This is a genomic window from Roseinatronobacter domitianus, from assembly GCF_023336755.1.
Taxonomy (GTDB): Bacteria; Pseudomonadota; Alphaproteobacteria; order Rhodobacterales; family Rhodobacteraceae; genus Roseinatronobacter; species Roseinatronobacter domitianus.
Genome location: NZ_JALZWP010000008.1, coordinates 17,353 through 39,598 on the forward strand (window position 1 = coordinate 17,353; position 22,246 = coordinate 39,598).

The window sequence follows — 22,246 nt, forward strand, 5'->3', positions numbered from 1 at the left end:
CAACATGGCTGATGTGATCTTGCAAGACGTCCGCAAATCCTTCGGCGCGGTCGATGTCATCAAGGGCGTGGATATCGACATCAAGGACGGTGAATTCTGCGTCTTTGTCGGCCCGTCGGGCTGCGGCAAATCTACGCTTTTGCGTATGATCGCGGGGCTGGAAGATATCTCTGGCGGTGCGCTGTCCATCGGCGGGCGGGTGGTCAATGACATCACCCCCAAGGAGCGTGGCGTGGGCATGGTGTTCCAGTCCTATGCCATTTTCCCGCATATGACCGTGCGTGAGAACATCGCCTTTGGCCTGACAATTTCGGGCACCTCGAAAGCCGCGAAGGATGCCAAGGTGCAAGAGGCCGCGCGCATCCTGCAAATGGAACATCTGCTGGACCGCCGTCCAAGCCAGTTGTCGGGCGGGCAACGCCAGCGCGTCGCCATTGGCCGGGCCATCGTGCGCAAGCCCAATGTGTTCCTGTTTGACGAACCGCTCTCCAATCTGGACGCTGCGCTGCGCATGGACATGCGCATGGAAATCGGCAAGCTGCACCGCCAGCTAGGTGCGACGATGATCTATGTCACCCACGATCAGGTCGAAGCGATGACCCTGGCCGACAAGATCGTGGTGCTGAAAGAAGGCCGCGTCATGCAGATGGGCGCGCCGATGGATCTGTATCATAACCCCGAAAACCTGTTTGTTGCGGGGTTTCTGGGCGCACCGTCGATGAATTTCCTGACGGTCGATGTGCTGGATGTGCAAGGGCAGGAAGCAAAGGTCGCGCATCCTGCTATGGACCCGGTTGTGCTGAACACCAAGGGCCGCGACATCGTCAAAGGCAGCCGTGCCGTGATGGGGCTACGCCCGCAATACCTGTCGGCAGGTGGCAACGGCGCGGGGCTGGTCGAGGGCAAAGTTGTGGTGGCTGAACGGCTGGGCAGCGAAACCGTGGCCGATCTGGTGCTGCGCGACGGCACCAACCTGATGGCGACCTTTTCCGAAGATCGCGTTTTCACCCCCGATCAGGCCGTCGCGCTGCGCTTCGATCCCGCAGAAGCGCATCTGTTCCCGCCCGAAAGCTAGGCTTTCAGCGCCGCCGTGACGATGATCTCCACACGCAACTCATCACGCGCCAGCCGCGCTTCACCGCAGGCGCGAGCAGGCGCATGGCCTTCTGGCACCCATGCGTCCCAGACCGCGTTCATCTCGGCGAAATCGGCCATATCGGCCAGCCAGATGATTGCTTGCAGAATATGCTCGCGCGACGATCCGGCCTGTTCCAAAAGAGCATCCACACGCGACAGGCAGTCGCGCGTTTGATCGGCGACCGTCGCGCCCGCGCCAACCTGACCGCACAGATAGACGGTCTGGCCGTGGATGACGATCTTGCTCATCCGTGTTCCGGTTTCCATGCGGGTGATCATCAGGATTTCCTTATTCTGCGGCATCTTGGGCATCCAGCGCGGATAATTCGCCCAGGGTGACGGGTTGCAGGGGCATACGAATGCGGTAAGCCCCGATGTCTGACTGTGCCATATTATGACTGCGCGCAAGAATTTCTGCTACAGTCAGTCCACAATAACGCCCCTGACACGGCCCCATTCCGACACGACCGTGGAGTGCCCCCACTGAGTTGGTCCAGCAACTGGGATAGTATAGTCCCATTTCAGGAGGGCCAGAGCTGGCTGGAAAGAGAGACAAACCCGAACCAATCGCCTGGAAATTTGACTTGTCTTGACCTTGCAACAGTTCGACCTGCCGGTGTGTGGAACATTGGCCCAGATGGCGTCCCGCGCACGACATTTTACTGCTGGTATGATTGCTACATCAAGAACGGCCGGAAGGGGCTGGAAGACCGCCCATCACGGCCCTTCAGGGTCTGGAACCGCATCCCGGATGCCGTGCGTGAGCAGATTGTAGAGCTTGCGCTCAACGAACCAGACGACCCGACCGAACCAGATGTGGCAGACCGACTTCACCTATCTCAAGGTAATCGGTTGGGGCCAGTTCTATACGTCCACGGTGCTTGACGACTTTTCGCGTTACATCGTCGGCGGCACGTTTTGCATCAACATGGGGCATCCACGCCATCAACAGAGCCCGTCTCACTATGGGAAAAGATGTTTGATATATTATAATAAATATCCTAAATTTCATTATCCGTGCTCAGGACATGATTTATGATCACCGGCCCTCAGATGCGCGCCGCCCGCGCCTTGCTTGGCATCGACCAAAAGGCCCTGGCTGAACTTGCCGGACTTTCCGTGCCGACGATTCAGCGTATGGAGGCCAGTAGCGGCACTGTGCGCGGTGTTGTGGGCAGCCTGACCAAGATTGTGGTGGCGCTCGATCTCGCCGGAGTTGAACTCATCGCAGAAGGCTCTGCCAGCACGGCAGGCGGACGGGGCGTGCGCCTGAAGGCACCGCCACCCAGACATTGATCCCTGAACCCGCGACGGCGACCGCCGACGATATGCCGACGATCCCGCTGCTCCCTTCCCAAAGGTGCGGCCACAGATGACAGACCAGACCACCAGACAGAGCGATGCTCCGAGCTTTGCAGAGCTCTTCACCCCGAAACTCGTCACCGTCCTGCGCGAAGGCTATAGCGCAGCTCAGTTACGTGCCGATGCCGTTGCGGGGCTGACCGTCGCCATCGTGGCGCTCCCGCTTTCGATGGCCATCGCCATCGCGTCCGGCGCGACCCCGGCACAGGGGCTTTACACAGCTATCGTCGGCGGCTTCCTGGTATCGCTTCTCGGCGGATCGCGCTTCCAGATCGGCGGACCGGCCGGCGCCTTCATCGTGCTGGTCGCCGCAACAGTGGCTCAATACGGAATGGAAGGGCTGATCTTGGCCACGTTCCTTTCCGGGCTGATGCTTGCGCTCGTCGGCTTTCTGCGACTTGGCACCTTCATCAAGTTCATTCCCTTTCCGGTCACGGTCGGCTTCACGGCCGGGATCGCGGTCATCATCTTCGCAAGCCAGGTCAAGGAGCTGTTCGGCCTTACGCTGGCAAATGAACCGGGCGAGTTGGTGGAGAAGATGCTCGCGCTCTGGGAGGTTCGGGACAGCCTGACACCAGCGGCGTTCGCCCTGTCCGTGGCCACTGTCGCGGTCATCCTAGGGCTGCGGCGCTGGCGTCCGCACTGGCCGGGGATGCTGATTGCTGTAGGCATTGCCGCGGCAGCGACCGGGTTGCTGGGCCTGCCGTTGCAAACCATCGGTACGAAGTTCGGCGGGATACCTTCGTCCCTTCCGGCGCCAAGCCTACCGTCCTTTTCGATGGAAGCGATTCTCACGGTTCTTCCGGCGGCCATCTCCTTCACCCTGCTGGGCGCCATCGAGTCGCTCTTGTCGGCGGTCGTTGCCGATGGCATGACCGGTCGCCGCCACCGGTCGAATTGCGAACTGGTGGCGCAGGGTGCGGCCAATATCGGGTCCTCCCTGTTCGGAGGCTTCTGCGTCACCGGCACCATTGCGCGGACCGCGACCAATGTTCGTGCGGGGGCGCATGGCCCGGTGGCCGGCATGCTGCACGCCCTGTTCATCCTGCTGTTCATGCTCGTCGCGGCCCCCCTTGCTTCCTATATCCCGCTGGCGGCGCTCGCCGGGGTGCTTGCAGTGGTGGCCTGGAACATGGTCGAGAAGCCGGCAATCGCGATCCTCGTCCGCTCGGGCTGGGGCGAGGCGACAGTCCTCGGCGCCACGTTCTTCCTTACCATCTTCCGCGACCTGACCGAGGCCATCGTCGTCGGCTTCGCGCTCGGCTCGGTCCTGTTCATCCACCGCATGAGCCGCACGACCGAGGTTGCCGCAGACAGCGCTTTTGTGGGCCGTGACGAAGCCGATGCCACCCACCCGCGCGGTGAATACCACGAGGAGCAGGCCGCCAATCCCGATGTCGTCATCTACCGGATCACCGGTGCATTGTTTTTGGGCGCGACAGCCTCGATCGGATCTGTCCTCGACCGCATCCAGGACACCCACAAAGCATTGATCGTGGATTTCTCGGCGGTGCCGTTCCTCGACTCGACCGGTGCCAACATGATCGAGGGGCTCGCGCACAAGTCGCAAAAGCAGGGGGTCGCGCTCTGGCTCACCGGTGCCCGCCGAGACATCAAGCGAGTGTTCGTGACCCACGGCCTGAAGCGTCCGCTGGTTCACTATGCTGCCACGGTGGATGAGGCGCTGACACAGGTGCGCGATGGTTCCAACGGTAATCAGGAGAGCAGCTAATGCCTCGTAGACGACGCAGGCAAGGCCTCGATCAACCTTGGTTCCGCGTGCAGTTCAACTCGGCCCTTGGGCCCTACAAGGGCGGTTTGCGGTTTCACCCCTCGGTCACTCTTGGGATCATTAAGGTCTTCGGCTTCTAGCAGACCTTCAAGAACGCCCTGACCGGCCTGCCTATAGGCGGCGGCAAGTCGGTCGTCAGCTCCGGCTCGGGCAATGTGGCGATCTACTCGGTCGAGACTGCTTCGGAGAGCTATCCAAAGAGAGTTTCGCCATTTCCCTTCTCCGGGGTAAGCTCTAATGCTTTTGCAAACGCAAATGAAAGACCAGGTCGTGACCCAATCGCCTTCAGGACAGACGCCCTTGCCAGTCGCCAACCTTGAAGGTTCCATTGACCAAGATGTGGATATCTGGGCGCTACTCGGTGCGCTGCCTGTGCCTATGGTGGTACACGAGTTGGGCGAGGGGGCTAGGGCGCGCTTCGTCAATCCAAGTTTCACCGCCGCCTTTGGTTACACGCTGGCCGATGTGCCAAGTGTGACCGCTTGGGCGGAGCAGGCCTATCCGGACCCCGACTATCGCCATAAGGTTATCGCCCGCTGGTGGGAACAGATCGCGATGCGGCAGGCGACGGGCATGATTGCGCCGCCGGTGGAGTACCAGATCTTCGACAAGGCGGGACGGCCGCGCGACGTACTGGTCGGTTTTGCGCTTCAGGGCGATTTGGTGATCGTCACATTCCAGGACCTGACGCCGACGCGGGTGGCCGAAGCAGCGCTGGAGGCGGAGCGCCACGAGAATGAGAAGACGGCCTTCGTGCTGACCGAGAACATGCCCGCCGGCGCTTATACCATGGTGTTGCGGCCGGGTGCGGAGCTTGCCGAGTTCGCCTTCGTCAGCAAGCATTTCCTGCATATGCTGGAGCTGACACCCGAGGAGGCCGCGGGCGACCCGATGACCGTTTTTTCGCGCGTGCATCCCGAGGATCGCCCGCACTGGCTGAAGATCAACGCTGAAGCCTTCGCCAGACGCCAGCCCTTTTCCGGCGAGGCCCGCATCGTAGCAAACGACGAAACGCGGTGGATCCGCGCCGAGTCGGTTCCGCGCGAACTGGACGACGGGTCGGTGATTTGGGAAGGCATCCTTGTCGATATCGACGATCTGAAGCGCACCGAACAGAAATTGATAACGGTGCTGGAGGCCGCGCGGGGCTATACTTGGCGGCGCGACATTATCGCACGTCGGTCAGAGTTCGACCTCCACTGGGCCGCGTTCGCCGGTCACAGGCCCAGCGAACGCGACATGCCCAGTGACGAATGGTTCCTGACGGTTCATCCTGAGGACATGGCGCAGGTGCGGGCAGCGGTGGCCGCGCTGGAGGCAGGCGCGGTGGAACAACAGATCCTGACCTACCGCAGAAGGCTCCGTGGCGAGGAATGGATCTGGTTGCAAGTGCACGCTGGCGTCAGCGCGCGCGATGCGGACGGCGCACCGACCGCCCTGTCGGGCGTGAGCTTCGACATCACCGCCGAGATGACCGCACGGGCGCAGGCCCAAGAGGAGCAGGCGCAGCTGCGCGAGGAGTTGCAGCGCGCACAACAGCGAGACACGGTGGTGCAGGTCGCCGGGGGCGTGGCGCATGACCTTAACAACCTGATCGCAGTGGTCGCCGGTACGGTTGAGATGCTGGAGCTGCAAGCTGCCGGACAGGCCGGACTGCTGAGTGGGCTAGAGCGCATCCGCCGCGCCGTCGACATGGCGCGCGACCTGATCGCCAGACTGGACGGGCTGATCCGCCCGGAGCTGCCGCGCGCGGCGCAGGATCTGGGCAAGCTGCTGCGGAACGCGGTGGATCTGCTGGGCCAGCGGCGGATCGCGCAGCACAACGTGCGCGTCGAACTGTCCAAGGCGGGACCGCCGGTGTGGGCCAACCCGACCGAGGTCGCCCAAGTGGTCGTAAACCTTGCTATTAGTGCGTGCGATTCGGGCACACCAGACCGACCGGCGACTGTGACGTTGCACACGCTGCCGCCCGGAACCTCCCCGCCGCCGCGCCCACCCGATGCCGGCTTCCCACCGCCCGCCGGGGTGCCCATGGCGTTTTTCACCATCAACGACACCGGCACAGGCATCTCGGATGAGGTGCGTTCACGGATGTTCTGGGCTAATTTCAGCACCAAGGGCAAGGCGGGCATCGGGCTGGGGTTGCCGATCGTCTCTACCGTTCTGCAGACCAACCGCGCGGCGCTTTGGGTCGACAGTAGTCCTAGCCGGGGAACCACGATGACTGTAGCCTGGCCGGCCGCGGCGCGGCCCGACGCGGGCCAAGGCGCGCAGAACAAAACGGCTCAGCTGGCCGCCTTTGCCCCAGCCGAACTGCTGCGCGGTCTGCACATACTCGTGGTGGACGATCTGGCGGATGTGGCGGAAGTTCTGGCAGAAATGCTGGAGGCGGCCGGGGCAGTAGCGGTGGCCATCTCAGACCCCGAGGAGGCGGTCGAGATGCTATCGGATGCGCCCGGCTTCTGGTCGGCGCTGGTCACCGATCTGCACATGGAGGGCATGGATGGCCGGACGTTGGCCCGCCATGCTGGTACACTGTCGCCGCCGGTCCCGGTGGTGCTGGTCACCGCCCGGCCCGACACGCTGGGCGACGCCGTGGCTTCGGAATTCGCGGCGGTACTCTCCAAGCCAGTCACAGCCACCCGGCTGGCCCGCACCGTCCGCTACGCATCCGCCCGCAGAAACATTGTGGACGGTTGAGCCGGCGGTGGTAATCCCCCCCGAAATTAAGGGGCTGCAAAAGTAGAATTTTCTCGGCAAGAAGAACGAGGAGATTTCGAATGAAGACAAGCAGATACACAGATCATCGCGATCCTGCGTCAGGCCGAAGGCGGTGTGCAGGTGGCTGAGCTATGCCGCGAGCAGCATAGCATCAAACAGAAGAGCCAGAGTCCTCCAGATCAACATCGCGCCGACTGTTCCAAAGCATTCGATGACGGATGCTTGGGGACTTCCAGCACAGAAGCCGCGGCCCTGGCTGGGACAGGCACTGGGAAGGAGAACACGCAGTGTCCACGCTTAAGGTGATCGAAGTCCTCGCCGAATCGGAGATGAGTTTCGGCGCTGCACAGAATGCCCCCGTAGAGAATGGCACGATCGCCAGCTACCTTGTGAATACAAAGGTGTCTTCTTTGCGCGATGATGACGGCGCGCAGTAAGGCTGATCTCTTGCTGCGATGCAGGTGCCTTGGGTCAGTTTGAGCGGCGTTCACAGTTTAAGGCATCCCCCTGCGCGCGACCGTGGAGACGCGAGTTTATGACGCGGCGGGATAAGCGTTGCTCCACGTCTCAAAGGATTAATCAGCCCACCGACAAGGCTTTCCACTGACACAGAAGCGCAGTCGGAGGATGCGCCGCATTTGAAAGAACACGGCGGCACTGGCGAGTAAGGTGCTTTCAGATACCTGGTTGAGAGGGAACAATTTGAACGGAGGGCGATCATGGCCTATGCAGTTGGGGTCGGCCTCGCCGCAACGACTCCAGCAGCGCCATCGCAACCCACCACGCAAAGGCAAAGGGAGATTGTTATGCCAGACGATACAAAACAGCAGGCAGAACTGCATCGCATGGTGATGCAGGACCATATCTGCCCCTTTGGGCTGAAGACCCTCGATCTGCTCCAGCGCGAAGGATATGAGGTCAAGAATCGCCCCTTGAAGACACGCGAGGAAGTTGATGAGTTCAAGGCGCGCTACGATGTTGAAACCACGCCGCAAGTGTTTATCGATGGCAAGCGCATTGGCGGTTATGAAGAGGTGCTCCGCTTCTTCGGCAAAGATGTCGCGGATAAAGATGACGTTACATATGTGCCTGTTATCGCGCTGTTTACCATGGCGGCCGCGATTGCATTGGCCACCAGTTGGGCCAGCTATGACAGCCTTGTGACCGTTGCCGCGGCGGAATGGTTCATCGCAATTTCCATGTGCCTTCTGTCCCTTCAGAAGCTGAAGGACGTGGAGAGTTTTGCAACCATGTTCCTGAATTACGACTTATTGGCCCAACGCTGGGTGCGCTATGGCTATGTCTATCCTTTCGGAGAAGGGTTGGCAGGTGTCCTGATGGTGTCGGGTGCGCTGATGTGGCTGTCGATCCCGGTTGCTCTGTTCATCGGCACTGTGGGCGCGGTTTCGGTGTTCAAGGCTGTCTATATTGACAGACGAGAGCTGAAATGCGCCTGCGTGGGCGGTGATAGCAATGTGCCGCTGGGGTTCGTGTCGCTGACAGAGAACCTGATGATGATCGGCATGGCGCTGTGGATGCTGACGAAACCCGCAGGTGTCGGTATTGGGTTCTGACCTGATGGTGTTTTCCAGTCGCTGGACCGTGAGCAAATCTGCGGCCCGGCAAACCGCACCGGGCTTTGTCTTTTGCGCCAGATCGGCGACAGCAACAGCGTGTATCGCAACTCCGGACAGGGCCTTGCGTTAATATCCCCTCATTGAGATGTTATCAGCGCTGGTCGCTTTGGTGGAGTTGTGCATGATGACGCCCCCACAGATGCTTATCTTTGCTGTCATCACGGCGATGCTGCTGCTGTTTTTCTGGGGCAGGTTGCGCCATGATGTGGTGGCATTCGCGGCGCTGATGGCCTGTGTCGTGGCGGGACTGGTGCCTGCCTCTGATGCGTTTAACGGGTTTTCCCATCCGGCTGTTTTTACCGTGGCCTGTGTGCTGATCCTTAGCAAGGGGTTGCAGGATACCGGCGCAGTAGACTGGCTGGCGCGCCGCACAATCCCGCGCGAGGCTGGGCGGTTTACCAGCATGGCAGCGCTTTTGGGGCTTGGGGCGGCGCTGTCCGGATTTATGAATAATGTAGGTGCGATGGCGTTGTTGATGCCAATCGCCATACAGGTGTCACACCGGCTGAATCTTACGCAAGGGCAGGTGCTGATGCCGCTCGCCTTCGGCACGATCCTTGGCGGCATGACAACGCTGATCGGCACACCGCCAAACCTGATCGTATCAAGCTTCCGCAACGACGCAGGTTTGGGGCATTTTTCCATGTTCGACTTTACACCGGTGGGCTTGGCTGTGGCTGCCGTCGGTGTGGTGTTCATATTCGTGATAGGTTGGCGGCTTGTGCCAGCGCGTGAAGCCACCAGCGGTGAAAGCTTTGACCCCGGCGCTTATGTGACCGAAGTGCGCATCCCCGCGAACAGCAAGGCAATTGGCCTGACGCTGCGCGGCTTCGAGGATGAAATAGAGGACAGCCACGCTGTCGTGGTCGGTCTGTTGCGCAACGATGTGCGGATGATGGCCCCGCATGGCGGACGCCGCATCAAGGAAAACGATATTCTGGTGCTGGAGGCCGAAGTCGACGCTTTGGCAGAAGCCCTCGCCGTTTTCGACATCAAGCTAGAGGAAAAAGGATCGGTGGCAGATCAAGAACCTGACGGCGAAGATGACGCAACACCGCAGAGTGATGCGGACCAAAAACCGGAAGCTGCCAAGAAGTCGTCGCTGCCCGCAACGCTAGAAAAGCTGCGTCCCGGTCAGCAGAAGGACACACAGGCAGATTCTGACAAGCGCCGCAGCGATGATGATATCGTGCTGCGCGAGTTGGCCGTATTGCCCGGCTCGACCATCGTTGATCACTCTGCAACGGATATCGCGCTGCGCAGGCGTTTCGGGCTGAACATGCTGGCAGTAGGGCGCGAGGGGCGGCCACCACACACCCGGCTGCGCCAACTCAAGCTGAAATCTGGCGACTTGTTGCTGATGCACGGCCCGTCAGATGCCTTGTTCGAATTCGTCAAGGAAACCGGATGTGTGCCGCTTGGCGAGCGCGCGCTGCACATGCCCGATACACGGCTGGCCATACTGTCAGTTGTGATCCTGCTTGGAGCGGTCGTTACCACGGCTACGGGGCTTTTACCTGCCGCCGCTGCCTTTGGCTTGGGTGTGCTGGCCACGATGCTGGTGCGCACCGTGCCGCTGCGCCAACTTTATACCAGTATAGACTGGCCCGTCATCGTTCTGCTGGCCGCGTTGATCCCGATTGCCGGGGCAATGCAAGACACCGGGGCGGCGGATATTTTAGCCCGGTTTCTGTTGGACACCGTTGCGCAGGGCAACGCGATTGCGGCGCTTGTCGTGTTTATGGTCACAACAATGTTCTTGTCGGATGTGATGAACAATGCGGCGACTGCGGCTGTTCTGTGCCCGATTGCGCTCGGCATTGCCAACACGTTGGGCGTGAACGCCGACAGTTTCTTTATGGCCGTGGCTATCGGGGCCTCTTGTGCGTTTCTGACGCCCATTGGCCACCAGAATGCGACCCTTATCCTTGGTCCCGGGGGCTTTAGGTTCGGTGATTACTGGAGGCTGGGCCTGCCGCTTGAAATGCTGGTGGTCGCGGTCAGCGTTCCGGCCCTACTGGTCGTCTGGCCGCTTTGATAAGGGTCAAGAACGTCCAATGGCATCTGGTCATTAACAGATCAGGCGCAACCGAAATCACCGCATCATAGCACCACAATTCGCCTGTGGTCTCGCCATTTCCGGCACCGCAACAGGTGCCGGAAATGGCGTTGGCTCAGACTTCTTTTTTCAAAGCCTCGATCAAGTCGGTCTTTTCCCAAGAAAAGCCACCATCCTCTTCCGGGGGCCGGCCGAAATGCCCATAAGCCGCAGTCCGCGCATAGATCGGACGGTTCAGGCCAAGATGCTCGCGAATACCGCGTGGAGTGAGGTCCATCGACCGCGCAATCGCGCGCTCGATCGCCTCATCCTCGACCAAGCCTGTGCCTTGGGTGTCCACATATATCGACAGCGGCTTTGCCACCCCGATTGCGTAAGAGAGCTGTAGGCTGCACCGACGCGCAAGCCCTGCTGCGACCACGTTCTTGGCAAGGTAGCGCGCGGCATAGGCGGCAGAGCGGTCAACCTTGCTGGGGTCTTTCCCAGAAAATGCGCCGCCGCCGTGGCAGGACGCACCGCCATATGTATCGACGATGATCTTGCGCCCGGTCAGGCCCGCATCGGAATCTGGGCCGCCAATAACGAATGTGCCGGTCGGGTTGACCCACCATTCGGTGTTTTCAGTCAGCCATGCCGAAGGCAGCACTTCGCGAATATAGGGTTCCACGATAGCGCGAATATCATCAGAGGTCTGATCTTCGCTTTCATGCTGGGTCGACAGGACAAGCTGCGTCACTTCCACCGGTTTGCCATTCTCGTAGCGCAGCGACAGCTGGGTTTTCGCGTCTGGGCGCAGGCTTGGCACCTCGCCTGCCTTGCGCGCATCCGCCAGCCGTTTCAATATCTGGTGCGAATACTGGATCGGCGCGGGCATAAGTTCTGGCGTTTCATCGACGGCATAGCCGAACATGATCCCCTGGTCCCCGGCGCCGTCCTTGGACACGCCCTGCCAGATATGCGCGGATTGCTCATGCAGGAAGTTCAGAACATGGCAAGTGTTCCAATGGAACTTTTCCTGTTCGTAACCGATGTCGCGAATGCAGTCCCGTGCGATCTGGGGAATGCGCCCCATGTAATCCTTCAGGCGCTCGGGGTCGGACAAGCCCACCTCACCACCGATCACGACCAGAGACGATGTCGCGAAGGTTTCACATCCCACACGCGCATTTTCTTCTTCGGCGATCAACGCATCAAGCACCGCATCTGAAATCCGGTCGCAGACCTTATCCGGGTGCCCCTCGGAAACGGACTCGGAGGTAAAGATATAATTCTGTCTTGCCATGTTTTTTTCCGCATTGAAGTGCCGCGCCCAATCGCACAGGACGCAGCCAACCTGATATTACATTCCGCTCGGCGTGGCTGTCCTAACAAGAAAGCAGGATGGTCACAACTCTGCAATATAGACGCATTCGTGGAATTTCGACTCGGCTTGCTAGCTTTGGCGATGCAATCCGCCCGACAGCCGAAGCTGACGGGCAAAAACCAGACTGCAAGGGCTTGTTCGCCGGGCGCAAGGACCGGGCGCGGCACCCACGTTATTTGTTCAGAAGTGCCCAGGCATTGGGCAGCAGCAAGGCCACCAGAACGCTCTTGAGAAGATCACCCGCCAAGAACGGTGCAACGCCCGCAGCCAAGGCTCCGCTGACGCCAATGAACGCCGACAGCCATGCCACCCCAACTGCATGAATCAATGCTCCGCCAAGGCAGGCCGCGCAAAAGCTTCTGACATAGCCTGCGGTCCAGCCCCGATCTGCAAGCCAGCCGACAAGCACCGCCGCGCCCAGGAACCCGACCAGATATCCAGCCGTTGGCCCGGACAGGACCAAGACCCCGCCACCGCCGGCGAACACTGGCAGCCCCATCGCCCCTTGGGCCAGGTAGACCAGCAAGGTAGCACCCGCCAGCCGGGCACCAAACGCCATGCCAACCAGCAATACCGCAAAGGTCTGCATGGTCATGGGAACAGGCCACATCGGCACCTGTATGCGGGCGCTGAGCGCGATAAACATTGTGCCTGCCAGAACCAGCAACGCGGAGCGCAACAGACGCAGGCGCTGGTCTTGCGGCGTAGGCAGCGCCCCGATCAAGGCTGGGCTACGGGAATAGGGGATTGGCATGAGTCTCTCCTTTGTTGTGCTCAGGCCGCAACAAGGCTTTTGCGGTTGGCATCTATGAAGCCGGTATGAACGTCACCGCTCAGGAACTCGGCGCTTTGCAGGCAGGCAATCAGGAAATCGCGATTGGTGGCGATCCCGGTCACCTGTAGGGTGTTCAGCGCCTGCACCGCGCGCTGCGCTGCACTGGCTCTGTCAGGCCCGTGGGCAATGATCTTGGCCAGCATCGGGTCGTAATAAGGCGTGACGGCATCACCCTCGCGATAGCCCGCATCCACCCGCAGCCCGTCTGCTTCCGACGGCAGAACGAATGTCTGCAACATGCCCGGTGACGGCATGAACATTTTGGCGGGGTTTTCGGCATAAAGCCGGCACTCTATGGCGTGGCCTGTGCTGGATATCTCTGACTGGTCAAGCGACTGAAGCCGGCCGCGCGCGAAATCTATCTGCATGCCGACCAGATCGCGGCCTGTTACCATTTCGGACACCGGGTGTTCGACCTGAATACGCGTGTTCATTTCCAGAAAGAAGAATTCCTGCGTCTGGGTGTCCAGAATGAACTCTACGGTTCCGGCGCCCGCGTAGCTGACCTGACGACACAAGGCTACAGCTGCATCGGCCATGCGCGCGCGCAGATCATCGGGCAGGCCCGGTGCCGGGCTTTCCTCGATCACTTTCTGATAGCGCCGCTGAAGCGAGCAATCACGCTCGAATAAGTGGATCGCCGTGCCATCACCAAAGCCGAACACCTGTATTTCCACATGGCGCGCCTTGGGCACCAACCGTTCCAGAAACACCGTGGCATCGCCAAAGGCCTTGCCAGCCATGGACTGGGTGTCTTGTATCGTGCGCAGTAGTTTTTCGGCGCTATCGACCCGCCGCATCCCGATACCGCCACCCCCGGCAGAGGCTTTGACCAGCAGGGGAAAACCCACTCGCGCGGCTTCGGCCAGAAAATCGACGGTGTCATCAGGACCAAAGCGCGGGCTACCGGGCACAATGGGCACGCCCGCCGCCTGCGCCAGCGCGCGCGCGCGCGCCTTGTCGCCCATGGATCGCAGCGTATCGGGGGCTGGCCCGATCCATGTCAGCCCGGCAGCCATGACCGCTTCGGCAAATTCCGCGCTTTCCGACAAGAAGCCGTAGCCGGGATGAATGGCATCGGCCCCGCTGTCCTGTGCCGCTTGCAGCACCTTTGCGGCATCCAGATAGCTTTCGCGCGCCGATGCGGGCCCGATTGCGATGGCTTCATCGGCATCAGCCACATGAGCGGACGTGGCATCTGCTTCGGAATACACGGCCACCGTGGCGATACCCCGCGCCGCAGCAGAACGGAAAATGCGCCGCGCAATCTCTCCGCGGTTTGCGACAAGCAGCTTTTTCATGGCCTGCCTCACGCCTTGATGCGGGCAACGACCGTGCCTTCGGTGACAATATCACCCTCTGCGACCAATATCTCGATCAGTTCCCCATCTTCCGGGCTGGCAACCGGAATTTCCATTTTCATAGACTCCAGGATCAGGATTTCCTCATCCTCGGCAAGTTTGTCACCGGGCTGGGCGACAATCTTCCACACGTTTCCGGTTATATCTGTTTTCACATCGACGATTGCCACAGCGGGATCTCCTCTTGCCGATACATGCTCGCTGGGGACACCTTAAACACGTCATTTAGTAGTTGCAATAACAACTCCTTTTATTTTTGCTTTAAAGCGATCATTCGATATAGTGAAGCAGCGGCCATGGTTGGCCTCGGTTTAAAAATTATTGTTGTGCATTGAGGGGCGCTGGCCCCGCTGACCTACCAAGGAGGCGAGAGTGTCTGCGAAACTTTCCGGCAAGGTCAGTGAACTGCCCGCGGAAACCTTGGCCAGCCTGAAGCGGCTTGGGTTCAGTGATTATGAAAGCCGTATCTATATTGACCTGCTGCGTCAGGTTTCGCCCCGCACTGCTTATGAGGTGGCGAAATCTACCGGGGTGCCGCGGCCCAATACCTATAACACGCTTGAGAGCCTGTCGCAGCGCGGTGCGGTGTTGGCCGTCACAGAGGGGCCAAGCCGTTATGTGGCTGCCCCGCCCCGCGACCTGTTTTCCAGCATCGCCGAAAAAACCGCCGCCCTGTGCAGCGATATCGGCACGCAACTGGAAGAAATTGCCAAACCGGTGGATGATCAGCATGTCTGGACCTTGTCGGGCGAAATAGAAGTTCATCGCAAGATCGACACCCTGATCCGTAATTGCCGGGACTCTCTGATGCTGAAGGCGGCATCCGATATCCTGCAAATGCACAAACCCGTTCTGGCAGAGGCCGGCGCGCGGGGCGTGGAAATGCTGATTATCGTGTTCGGTCCCGACCCAGAGGAATTTACCTTCGGGCCACGCTGCCGCACCTATATTCACGAAGCCAATGGCGTCAGGATGGGCAGCGCCGACAACCTGTTCACGCTGACCGTGGATCACCACGAAATGGTGACAGCGAAAGTCTCCGACACGCCTGTTGCGGTTCATACCAGCAACACCACGATCGTTAACCTTGCGGAATCGCTGGTGCGGCATGACTATTACATGGCCGAGATATTTCAGAAATTCGCGCCGGACATTGATGCTACCTACGGGCCTTACCTACGCGATCTGCGGCTTGGCTGTTTTACCCCGGAACAGGCAGCCAGTTTCCGGACCAAGACGGGCCAGTAACGGGCTGGCGAACGCCCATGACGCATAGGGGAAAACGGCGCAAGGGTGTGGCTCGCGCCGTTGCTCGGTGGTCCGGGGCTGGCTGTGCCTTGCTTATGCCAGCCTGCGCGCCAACTGCCGTTCCAGATGCCCGATATGCGCCAGAGCCTGCGCCATTGCCGGGATTTCATCATAGATCGGCACGCCTATGTCAAAGGCACGCATGCGATAGTCCCGCCGTGTCTGGTCCAGTTCGGCGGACCCGTCGGTCCGCATGGCCAAAGCGAAATGCGCGACGCCGGGCCATTTCTCGCGGGTTTGGCGCACCACCTCGAACAGATTTCCGATCGGGTCGACAGTGCCCCTGCCCACGAAAGCCGCAAGGTTCAGGTGCATGGCAATGGCGTCGGGTTCCGCATGTTCGAACACATGGCCCAGAATTTCACCCGCGATCCAGCCTTCCTTTTCTTGCAAGGTTTTGACCGGCGTATCTATAGGGTTTATCACGCTGGTGCCCGGCGGCAGGCCCATGGCATCCAGCGCGGCACGGGCCTTGCCCTTGAAGGGGGCAACCTTCAGCTTGTACAAAGAGAAGATATCCGCCCCCAGCACGCTGGAGCCGCCGCCATTGCCGAACAGCGTGACCGCATGGGTGGGCTTTTCCGGCCGCAAGGTGAAATGCTGAAGCGCCAGCAGCGCATCAATGAACTCATCCACCGTAGTGGCCATGCTAAGGGGGAATTGCTGCGCCAGCGCATCCCATGCCTTGTCATCGCCCGCCAAGGCCCCGGTATGCGACGCAGCGGCCAGCCGCCCGTCATCCGAACGCCCGCCTTTCAACACCACGACGGGCTTGGGCGTAGGATGATTGCGCAGCACCTCGACAAAGGATTTTCCGTCGCGGATATCCTCTATATACAGGCCAACCGCACGGGTTTCGGGATCGCTGAAATAGTAATCCAGCAAGTCATGCGGTTTCACATCGGCGCTGTTGCCAATTGTCACCAGCCCGCTGAACCGCAAACCCCGCCATTGCCCACGCTTGATGATGTCGGTGCTCAGGCCCCCGGATTGTGAGATCACCCCGATAGAGCCCAGCGCCTTGGGCGCCCCGACAGGAAACGTCAGCCCGCCCCGTGGCGAATAAGTGCCCAGACAGTTGGGACCAAGAACGCGAATGCCCGACGCCCGCGCCCGGCGCACCAGATCATCTTGCAACTCGCGGCCTTCCTCGACCTCGCCAAAGCCCGAACTGATGACCTGCGCAATGCGCACCCGTCCTGCGCCCGCTTCCAGCGCGTCGGCTATGCGCCCTGCGCCAATGGCAATATAGGCATAATCCACCTCTTGCGGAGTGTCTGCCAAGGAAGGGTAGGCTTTCAGCCCCTCTATTTCATCGGCCTTGGGGTGAATTGGGTAGATGTCGCCCTCGAAGCCGAAATCCTTCAACCGTCTGATAAAGGTGTTCGCAATCGCAACATCGCGGGTTGACGCTCCCAAAACCGCAATCGTACGCGGCTGGAAAAGCGGGCGGAACATATCTGCCGCGCTCTGGCCCGTGGTGTAGGGCGCTACGTCTTGGGTTGACGCCGTGTTCAGCACGAAAGCCGCATCCACCGCAACCGCACCTTCTGGAGAAACGATGACGGGGTTCAGGTCCGCCTCTGAAATCTCGTCGGCATACTGCATCAGCAGACCATCCGGCCCGCCCAGCGCGATCATCGCGTCCACCAATGTGTCGACATCAACAGGGTCCTGTCCACGCGCGCCTTGCAACAGCCCATACCCTTTCAGCTCTTGCAGCATGTCATGAGCAGTTGGGCGGTCGATGGGGCAGATGCGAAACGCGACATCTTTCAACAGTTCCACGAAAATGCCGCCCAGACCCACCATCAGCATGGGGCCGAATTGCGGGTCCCGAAACCCACCCAGCACAACCTCTTGGCCCTTGGGGGCCATTTCCTCGACCAGCCAGCCGTCGCGCATGCAGTCCTTGATTATGGGCTTTTGCGCCATCTCGGTTATCGCGGCTGCAACGGCCTGCGCGTCGGGCAGGTTCAGGGCCACCCCCCCGGCATCGGATTTGTGCAATATCTGGCTGGACACCACCTTGACCACGAATGGCGCGCGCATGTCGCGCGCAGCCGCTACTGCGGCCGCCGCATCGGCGACAACGCAGGATTTGGGCGTGCGTATCCCGAAGGCAGATAACAGCGCCTTGCCTTCGGCTTCGTTCAGGGCTTTGCGCCCCGCTGCCTTTGCCTGACCGACAATTTCCGCAGGGTTCTGGACAAGTATGTTCATGGCGCTTCCCCTTAGTAGCTTGTCGGCCAGCTGCGCATCAGGTGCTGTCCAAGCCCACCGGACAAGCGGCGTTGGTGAATTTCCAGCAGTCGGATGATGTAATCCCGCGTTTCCTGCGGCTTGATAACGTCATGCGCAGAGAAGATCTGCGCCATGTCCCACACCTCCAGGTCTTTCTGAATTTCGGCCAGCGCAGCTTCGAACCCGTCGTCACCGGCGGTCAGGTTATGCACGATGCTGGTCGCGAAAACCGGGTCCATGAACGAAATCTCGGCATTGGGCCAAGCGATCATGCTGTCGTTATGCGCCCCGCCGCCCATGGCGACATAGGCGCGCCCATAGGCCTTGCGGCAGATGACTGTTACTTGTGGCACGGTCGTCAAGCAGGTCGCGTTCATGAAGTTCATGATATGCCCGGGTGCGCCCCGGCGCTCGGCATCGGTGCCAACGACAAAGCCGGGCGTGTCCATGAACCGCACAATCGGAATGTTGAAACTGTCGCACATGACCGTGAAATCAATGATCTTGCGGCAGGCTTCGGCAGAGAGCGCGCCGCCCCCGGTCTGCGGGTTGTTGGCGACAATGCCGACCACATTGCCATTCAAACGCGCCAGCGCCACCACGGCAGATTTACCAAACCGTGGTTTTATCTCAAAAATCGACCCGGTGTCGAAGATCACATCGAGGATCTTCTTCATGTTATAAACTTGGGTGCGCTTTTCCGGCATGATGTCCAGAATGCGTTCCTGATCCGCGCCAGACCCTTCCGGGACCGCAGCAACAGGTGGCAACTCGCGGTTATGGCTTGGCATGTAGGACAGGAACTGGCGAATCATCGCCATCGCGTCCTCGTCAGTGTCCACGAATTGGTCAATCAGTCCGGTCTGTTCGGCATGCAGGCGCCAGCCGCCAAGCTCTTCCAGATCAACCTTCTCGCCAATGGCCATCGACACCAGCCGGGGGCTGGAAACCGACATGATCGAGCCTTTCTTCATGACCGCGAAATCCGCGCAGCAGCACAGCCAGGCCGAAGACCCGAAAGAGGTGTCCAGCGCCGCCGCAGCCCATGGTGTGTCGCGCAAGCGGCGGAACTGAGTCGTGTCATTGCCCAGCATGGTGCCCATCCCCTTGGACCCCATCGCATCTGGCAGGCGCGCCCCGGTAGATTCGCCGATATGGACAAAAGGCATCCCGCGTTCCGTGCAGATCTTGCGAATATAGCCCATCTTCTTGCTGTTGATCGCCCCGGTAGATGCGCCCTTGGTCGTGAAATCATTAATCACAACGCCAACATCACGCCCGTCTATGCGGCCAAAGCCGGTTATCTTGCCGTCGCGCGGGGTCTTTGCGGCTTCCTTGGCCGAAAAGCTGGAGCGACCCAGAAGGCCGGTTTCAAAAAAGCTGTCCTTGTCGACCAACGCATCCAGACGTTCCTGTGCGTTCAGCTTGCCCTGCTCGCGGCGTCGGGCCAGCTTGTCCGGGCCGCCCATGGCTTTGGCTTGTGCCCGCATGTGGTCAAGTTTCGAGAGCATGTCTTCATGCGCCATCTGGTTTCCTTCCGATAGGTTATCTGAATGTGACCGACTTTGCGGTGAGCCGTTCAACTGTGGCGAGGTCCAGCTTGGGCGAGTACCCGGCAGGCAAAGTGATCGTCCCTTGCGCAAACGGCAGTGGGTTTTCGAACAGGCGGGAATGGGGTTTCAGGAACCCGTTGAATTCCCCGGCATTGTCCAGTGTGTGGCGGGCAACGCAGGCTTCCAGCCAAGCGTGGGTTTCGCTGCCCAGCCCATCGCCCAAGACCGGCTGCATGCCATGCGCACGCACCGCGTCCATCCCCGCGCGCAGGCGGTCCAGACCACCAAAGCGCTTCAGCTTCAGCTTGCAATATCCAACGCCCGGCATGTCACCTGCGCGGGTGATATCGTCCAGCGTGCAGATCGGCTCGTCCAGCATCAGCGGCACCGGAGAGACAGCGGCAACAGCGCCATTTGCTTCCCACTCATCCGCTTCGCAGGGTTGTTCGAACAGTTCTATGCCTTCCGGGTTCAGCCCCTGCGCGAATGCCAAAGCCTGCGCCCGCGAATAGGCACGATTCGCGTCCAGCCGCAGCGTGGCCTTACCTGCCGTCGCGCGCTGAATGACCGCCACCCGTGCCAGATCGGCGTCTACATCCTTGCCAACCTTAACCTTGAACGTCTTGAAACCCTCGGCAATGGCCTGTTCAAGTTCCTGTTCAATGTCGCGTGCTTCCAGACTGTTGACCGGTGTCAGCAACGGGTGCACAGAATCATGGTCCAGAACCAGCATCGGATGCTTTCGCAACACTTCCAGCGCCGTGACAAAACTGGTCGTTGCGACCTTGCTCTGCTCGAAGTCGCCAAGCAGATCGGCCATTACATCGTCTATATCGCGTCCGATGGCAGCCTGTGCATGGCGCAGCAGAAATGCCCAGCCACCGTCGCGCGTCTCCAAGCTGGAACCGGGCGAAATATGCGCGTCGGCAAAACCCGACCGCCCGGAATCGTCCTGAACTTCGACCATGAAAGGCTCGAAAGTTGTGAAAGTCCGGTAAGATAGCCGATATGGACGGATGAGTGGCAAGGCCAGTTTCCGCAGAACAATACTGGTGATGGCTGGCAACTTGTCTCTCCCCTTCATGATCTGTTGCGCGGCCATTCGGACCAGCGCCATCCCGCGCCCAGGCGCTGTCGGACCCATCCAAAATTGCACCTGCGCCACTTGCAAAAATAGTAGTTGCTTATGCTACTCCGTTTTCCTAGTCTTTGCATGCGAAGTTCACGTTTGCAAGCCTGTTTGCAATCAGCGCGGCTTCGAAAAACGGGAGGAGTTAATTATGAACTGTAAGAAACTGGTAGGTGCCGTGCTTGGCTCTACGCTGCTGATTTCTGCTAGTGCGACGGCTCAAGACTGGCCCAATGGCGACCTGCGCTTTATTCTACATGTCAGTCCGGGTGGGGCTACCGACGTTCTTGCGCGCCGCCTTGCAGATGGCATGCAACAGATCACGGGCACCAATGTGGTTGTCGAAAACCAACCCGGTGGCAGCGGCGCGCGTCAGCTTGCCCTGATGAGCCTGATCGAACCCGATGGCCAGACCATCGGGTCTGTGACAGCGTCGCATCTGGGGATGTTGCAGCAAAGCGAAGAATTCGACCTGTCCTCGATCGAATGGTCCTGCGGCATGGTGCTGGACCCTTATCTGCTGGCAGTGCGTGCTGACAGCGACATCCAGTCGCTGGAAGACATGGTCGCCAAGGCCAAGGCAAACCCCGGCGGGCTGACCATTGGCGGGTTTGGTGAAGCATCGGGCGGCCATGTCGCGTGGGCCATGTTCGAGGAAGCATCCGGCATTGTCGGGGACATGAACTGGGTGCCCTATGACAGCGTTGGCGATGCCGTCGTGTCCGCTCTTGGTGGCCATAGCGATGTGGCAATCGCCTATGTCGGGCTGGTCAAGCAATATGTGGAATCGGGCGACATGCGGGTGATCGGCATTCAGTCCGACACGCGCTCGGAATCGTTGCCGGATACGCCCACCTATGCCGAAGCGGGTTTCGATGTTGACACCACATGGCAGCAATTCCGCGGCGTGATCGCCCCGGCTGGCACCTCTATGGAGCATCAGCAAGCATTGTGCGACGTGGTCGAACAGACCATGCAAAGCGATGAACTGATGCAATATGTCCGGGATTCCGAATTGACCTACGGGTTCATGGGCCCAGAGCCGTTCAAAGCCTTTGTTGAAGCACAGAACGAGGCGGCGATCTATTGGGGTGAGCGCCTCGAGTCGATCCAATGATCCGCGCTCATACCGGAGAAGCCCAGTGACCAAAGATCACAACGGCAAGGAGTCAGCGGCACCTGCCGCTGGCTTCCTGCGTGCCAGCCTGAATGTGCCCACCGCGCTTGCCGATATCGCCGTCTGTCTTGCGCTGGGTGCGCTGGGCCTTTGGTTCGTGGTAAACGCCGCAGGCATGCCAGCGGGCCGCACCATGATCGGCATCGGCACCTTTCCCATGATCGTGGGCGTCATACTGGTCGCCCTGTGCCTCGTGCAAATCGGCCTGTCCCTGCGTAATTTCCGCAACGCTGGTACGATCAGCTTCCACCGCCCTTTGGCGGTGCCCATCGGCATGGGGCTTATGCTGCTGTTCCCCTTTGCCATGGACAGCTTCGGGTATTTCCAGACTGCCGCGCTGTGGGTGCCTGCTTTTGCGTGGGTGGCGGGTGTCGCAGAGCTGCCAACCATCCTCACCCTGACTGCGGTCATATTGGGGCTGGCCTACTTTCTGTTCCAGATGCTGCTGGGAACGCCACTTCCCTGAAGCCGGCCCGCGCACCCTGTCGCTGCCACGCGCCTCAGGGGCCTGCACTATGCCCGCTATGAGCAAAAACACCATGCGCTGTCATGCGCCCGCCACAAGAGG

The 22,246-nt window shown here is 60.2% G+C and carries 19 protein-coding genes and 2 pseudogenes; 12 read left to right on the forward strand and 9 right to left on the reverse strand.

Annotation, left to right across the window (positions count from 1 at the left end; genetic code table 11):
* Positions 1–4: 4 nt before the first annotated feature.
* On the forward strand, positions 5–1,075 hold the full coding sequence (locus M3N55_RS09435) for an ABC transporter ATP-binding protein (RefSeq protein WP_249058287.1): 1,071 nt from the start codon (positions 5–7) through the stop codon (positions 1,073–1,075).
* On the opposite strand, the gene M3N55_RS09440 is transcribed toward M3N55_RS09435, so the two are convergent.
* Both M3N55_RS09440 and M3N55_RS09445 read right to left on the reverse strand, forming a co-directional pair.
* Positions 1,072–1,416, reverse strand: a complete 345-nt coding sequence (locus M3N55_RS09440) for a RidA family protein (RefSeq protein WP_249058503.1) — start codon at positions 1,414–1,416, stop codon at positions 1,072–1,074. The genes M3N55_RS09435 and M3N55_RS09440 overlap by 4 nt on opposite strands.
* Before the next feature lie 10 nt (positions 1,417–1,426).
* On the reverse strand, positions 1,427–1,657 hold the full coding sequence (locus tag M3N55_RS09445) for a hypothetical protein (protein ID WP_346429264.1): 231 nt from the start codon (positions 1,655–1,657) through the stop codon (positions 1,427–1,429).
* Positions 1,658–1,720: 63 nt separating this feature from the next.
* On the opposite strand from M3N55_RS09445, the pseudogene M3N55_RS09450 reads away from it, so the two are divergent.
* The 8 genes and pseudogenes from M3N55_RS09450 to M3N55_RS09485 all read left to right on the forward strand — a co-directional run.
* Positions 1,721–2,068: pseudogene (locus M3N55_RS09450) on the forward strand (helix-turn-helix domain-containing protein); the annotation flags it as partial.
* 104 nt (positions 2,069–2,172) lie between these two features.
* Entirely contained in the window at positions 2,173–2,433 is a 261-nt protein-coding gene (locus M3N55_RS09455; protein ID WP_249058288.1) for a helix-turn-helix domain-containing protein, read from the forward strand.
* Between the two features lie 76 nt (positions 2,434–2,509).
* Complete coding sequence (locus M3N55_RS09460; RefSeq protein ID WP_249058289.1) at positions 2,510–4,231, forward strand: SulP family inorganic anion transporter; 1,722 nt, start codon at positions 2,510–2,512, stop codon at positions 4,229–4,231.
* A gap of 9 nt (positions 4,232–4,240) precedes the next feature.
* Positions 4,241–4,368, forward strand: a pseudogene (locus M3N55_RS09465) (Glu/Leu/Phe/Val dehydrogenase dimerization domain-containing protein); the annotation flags it as partial.
* Between the two features lie 160 nt (positions 4,369–4,528).
* On the forward strand, positions 4,529–6,991 hold the full coding sequence (locus M3N55_RS09470; protein ID WP_249058290.1) for a hybrid sensor histidine kinase/response regulator: 2,463 nt from the start codon (positions 4,529–4,531) through the stop codon (positions 6,989–6,991).
* A gap of 308 nt (positions 6,992–7,299) precedes the next feature.
* A complete protein-coding gene (locus tag M3N55_RS09475; RefSeq protein WP_249058291.1) occupies positions 7,300–7,449 on the forward strand; it encodes a hypothetical protein in 150 nt (49 codons plus the stop codon).
* A 369-nt stretch (positions 7,450–7,818) separates the two neighbouring features.
* Positions 7,819–8,586 carry a MauE/DoxX family redox-associated membrane protein gene (locus M3N55_RS09480; protein WP_249058292.1) on the forward strand — a complete coding sequence of 256 codons (768 nt, stop codon included), beginning with the start codon at positions 7,819–7,821 and terminating at the stop codon, positions 8,584–8,586.
* 184 nt (positions 8,587–8,770) lie between these two features.
* The gene (locus M3N55_RS09485; protein WP_249058293.1) at positions 8,771–10,687 is read left to right on the forward strand and encodes an SLC13 family permease; all 1,917 of its coding nucleotides are present in this window, start codon (positions 8,771–8,773) and stop codon (positions 10,685–10,687) included.
* A gap of 136 nt (positions 10,688–10,823) precedes the next feature.
* Here M3N55_RS09485 and metK read toward each other — a convergent pair whose 3' ends face one another.
* From metK to M3N55_RS09505, 4 genes are all read right to left on the reverse strand, one after another.
* Positions 10,824–11,990, reverse strand: coding sequence for a methionine adenosyltransferase (metK, locus tag M3N55_RS09490; protein WP_249058294.1), 1,167 nt, complete (start codon positions 11,988–11,990; stop codon positions 10,824–10,826).
* Positions 11,991–12,243: 253 nt separating this feature from the next.
* The gene (locus tag M3N55_RS09495; RefSeq protein ID WP_249058295.1) at positions 12,244–12,825 is read right to left on the reverse strand and encodes a biotin transporter BioY; all 582 of its coding nucleotides are present in this window, start codon (positions 12,823–12,825) and stop codon (positions 12,244–12,246) included.
* A 20-nt stretch (positions 12,826–12,845) separates the two neighbouring features.
* Entirely contained in the window at positions 12,846–14,207 is a 1,362-nt protein-coding gene (locus M3N55_RS09500) for an acetyl-CoA carboxylase biotin carboxylase subunit (protein ID WP_249058296.1), read from the reverse strand.
* An 8-nt stretch (positions 14,208–14,215) separates the two neighbouring features.
* Positions 14,216–14,437 (reverse strand): acyl-CoA carboxylase biotin carboxyl carrier protein subunit, encoded by a 222-nt coding sequence (locus M3N55_RS09505; protein ID WP_249058297.1) that lies wholly within the window; start codon positions 14,435–14,437, stop codon positions 14,216–14,218.
* 202 nt (positions 14,438–14,639) lie between these two features.
* Here M3N55_RS09505 and M3N55_RS09510 point away from each other — a divergent pair, with 202 nt between their 5' ends.
* A complete protein-coding gene (locus M3N55_RS09510; RefSeq protein WP_249058298.1) occupies positions 14,640–15,515 on the forward strand; it encodes a helix-turn-helix domain-containing protein in 876 nt (291 codons plus the stop codon).
* A 93-nt stretch (positions 15,516–15,608) separates the two neighbouring features.
* On the opposite strand, the gene M3N55_RS09515 is transcribed toward M3N55_RS09510, so the two are convergent.
* Genes M3N55_RS09515 through M3N55_RS09525 form a run of 3 tightly spaced genes read right to left on the reverse strand, consistent with a single transcriptional unit; the run spans position 15,609 to position 20,516 of the window.
* Positions 15,609–17,798, reverse strand: a complete 2,190-nt coding sequence (locus M3N55_RS09515; protein ID WP_249058300.1) for an acetate--CoA ligase family protein — start codon at positions 17,796–17,798, stop codon at positions 15,609–15,611.
* An 11-nt stretch (positions 17,799–17,809) separates the two neighbouring features.
* Complete coding sequence (locus M3N55_RS09520) at positions 17,810–19,345, reverse strand: acyl-CoA carboxylase subunit beta (RefSeq protein WP_249058302.1); 1,536 nt, start codon at positions 19,343–19,345, stop codon at positions 17,810–17,812.
* A gap of 19 nt (positions 19,346–19,364) precedes the next feature.
* Entirely contained in the window at positions 19,365–20,516 is a 1,152-nt protein-coding gene (locus M3N55_RS09525; RefSeq protein WP_249058303.1) for a mandelate racemase/muconate lactonizing enzyme family protein, read from the reverse strand.
* A gap of 136 nt (positions 20,517–20,652) precedes the next feature.
* Here M3N55_RS09525 and M3N55_RS09530 point away from each other — a divergent pair, with 136 nt between their 5' ends.
* On the forward strand, positions 20,653–21,618 hold the full coding sequence (locus M3N55_RS09530; protein ID WP_249058305.1) for a Bug family tripartite tricarboxylate transporter substrate binding protein: 966 nt from the start codon (positions 20,653–20,655) through the stop codon (positions 21,616–21,618).
* A 25-nt stretch (positions 21,619–21,643) separates the two neighbouring features.
* Positions 21,644–22,144: a tripartite tricarboxylate transporter TctB family protein gene (locus M3N55_RS09535; RefSeq protein WP_249058307.1), complete on the forward strand. Its 501-nt coding sequence runs from the start codon at positions 21,644–21,646 to the stop codon at positions 22,142–22,144.
* The last annotated feature ends 102 nt before the right edge of the window (positions 22,145–22,246 follow it).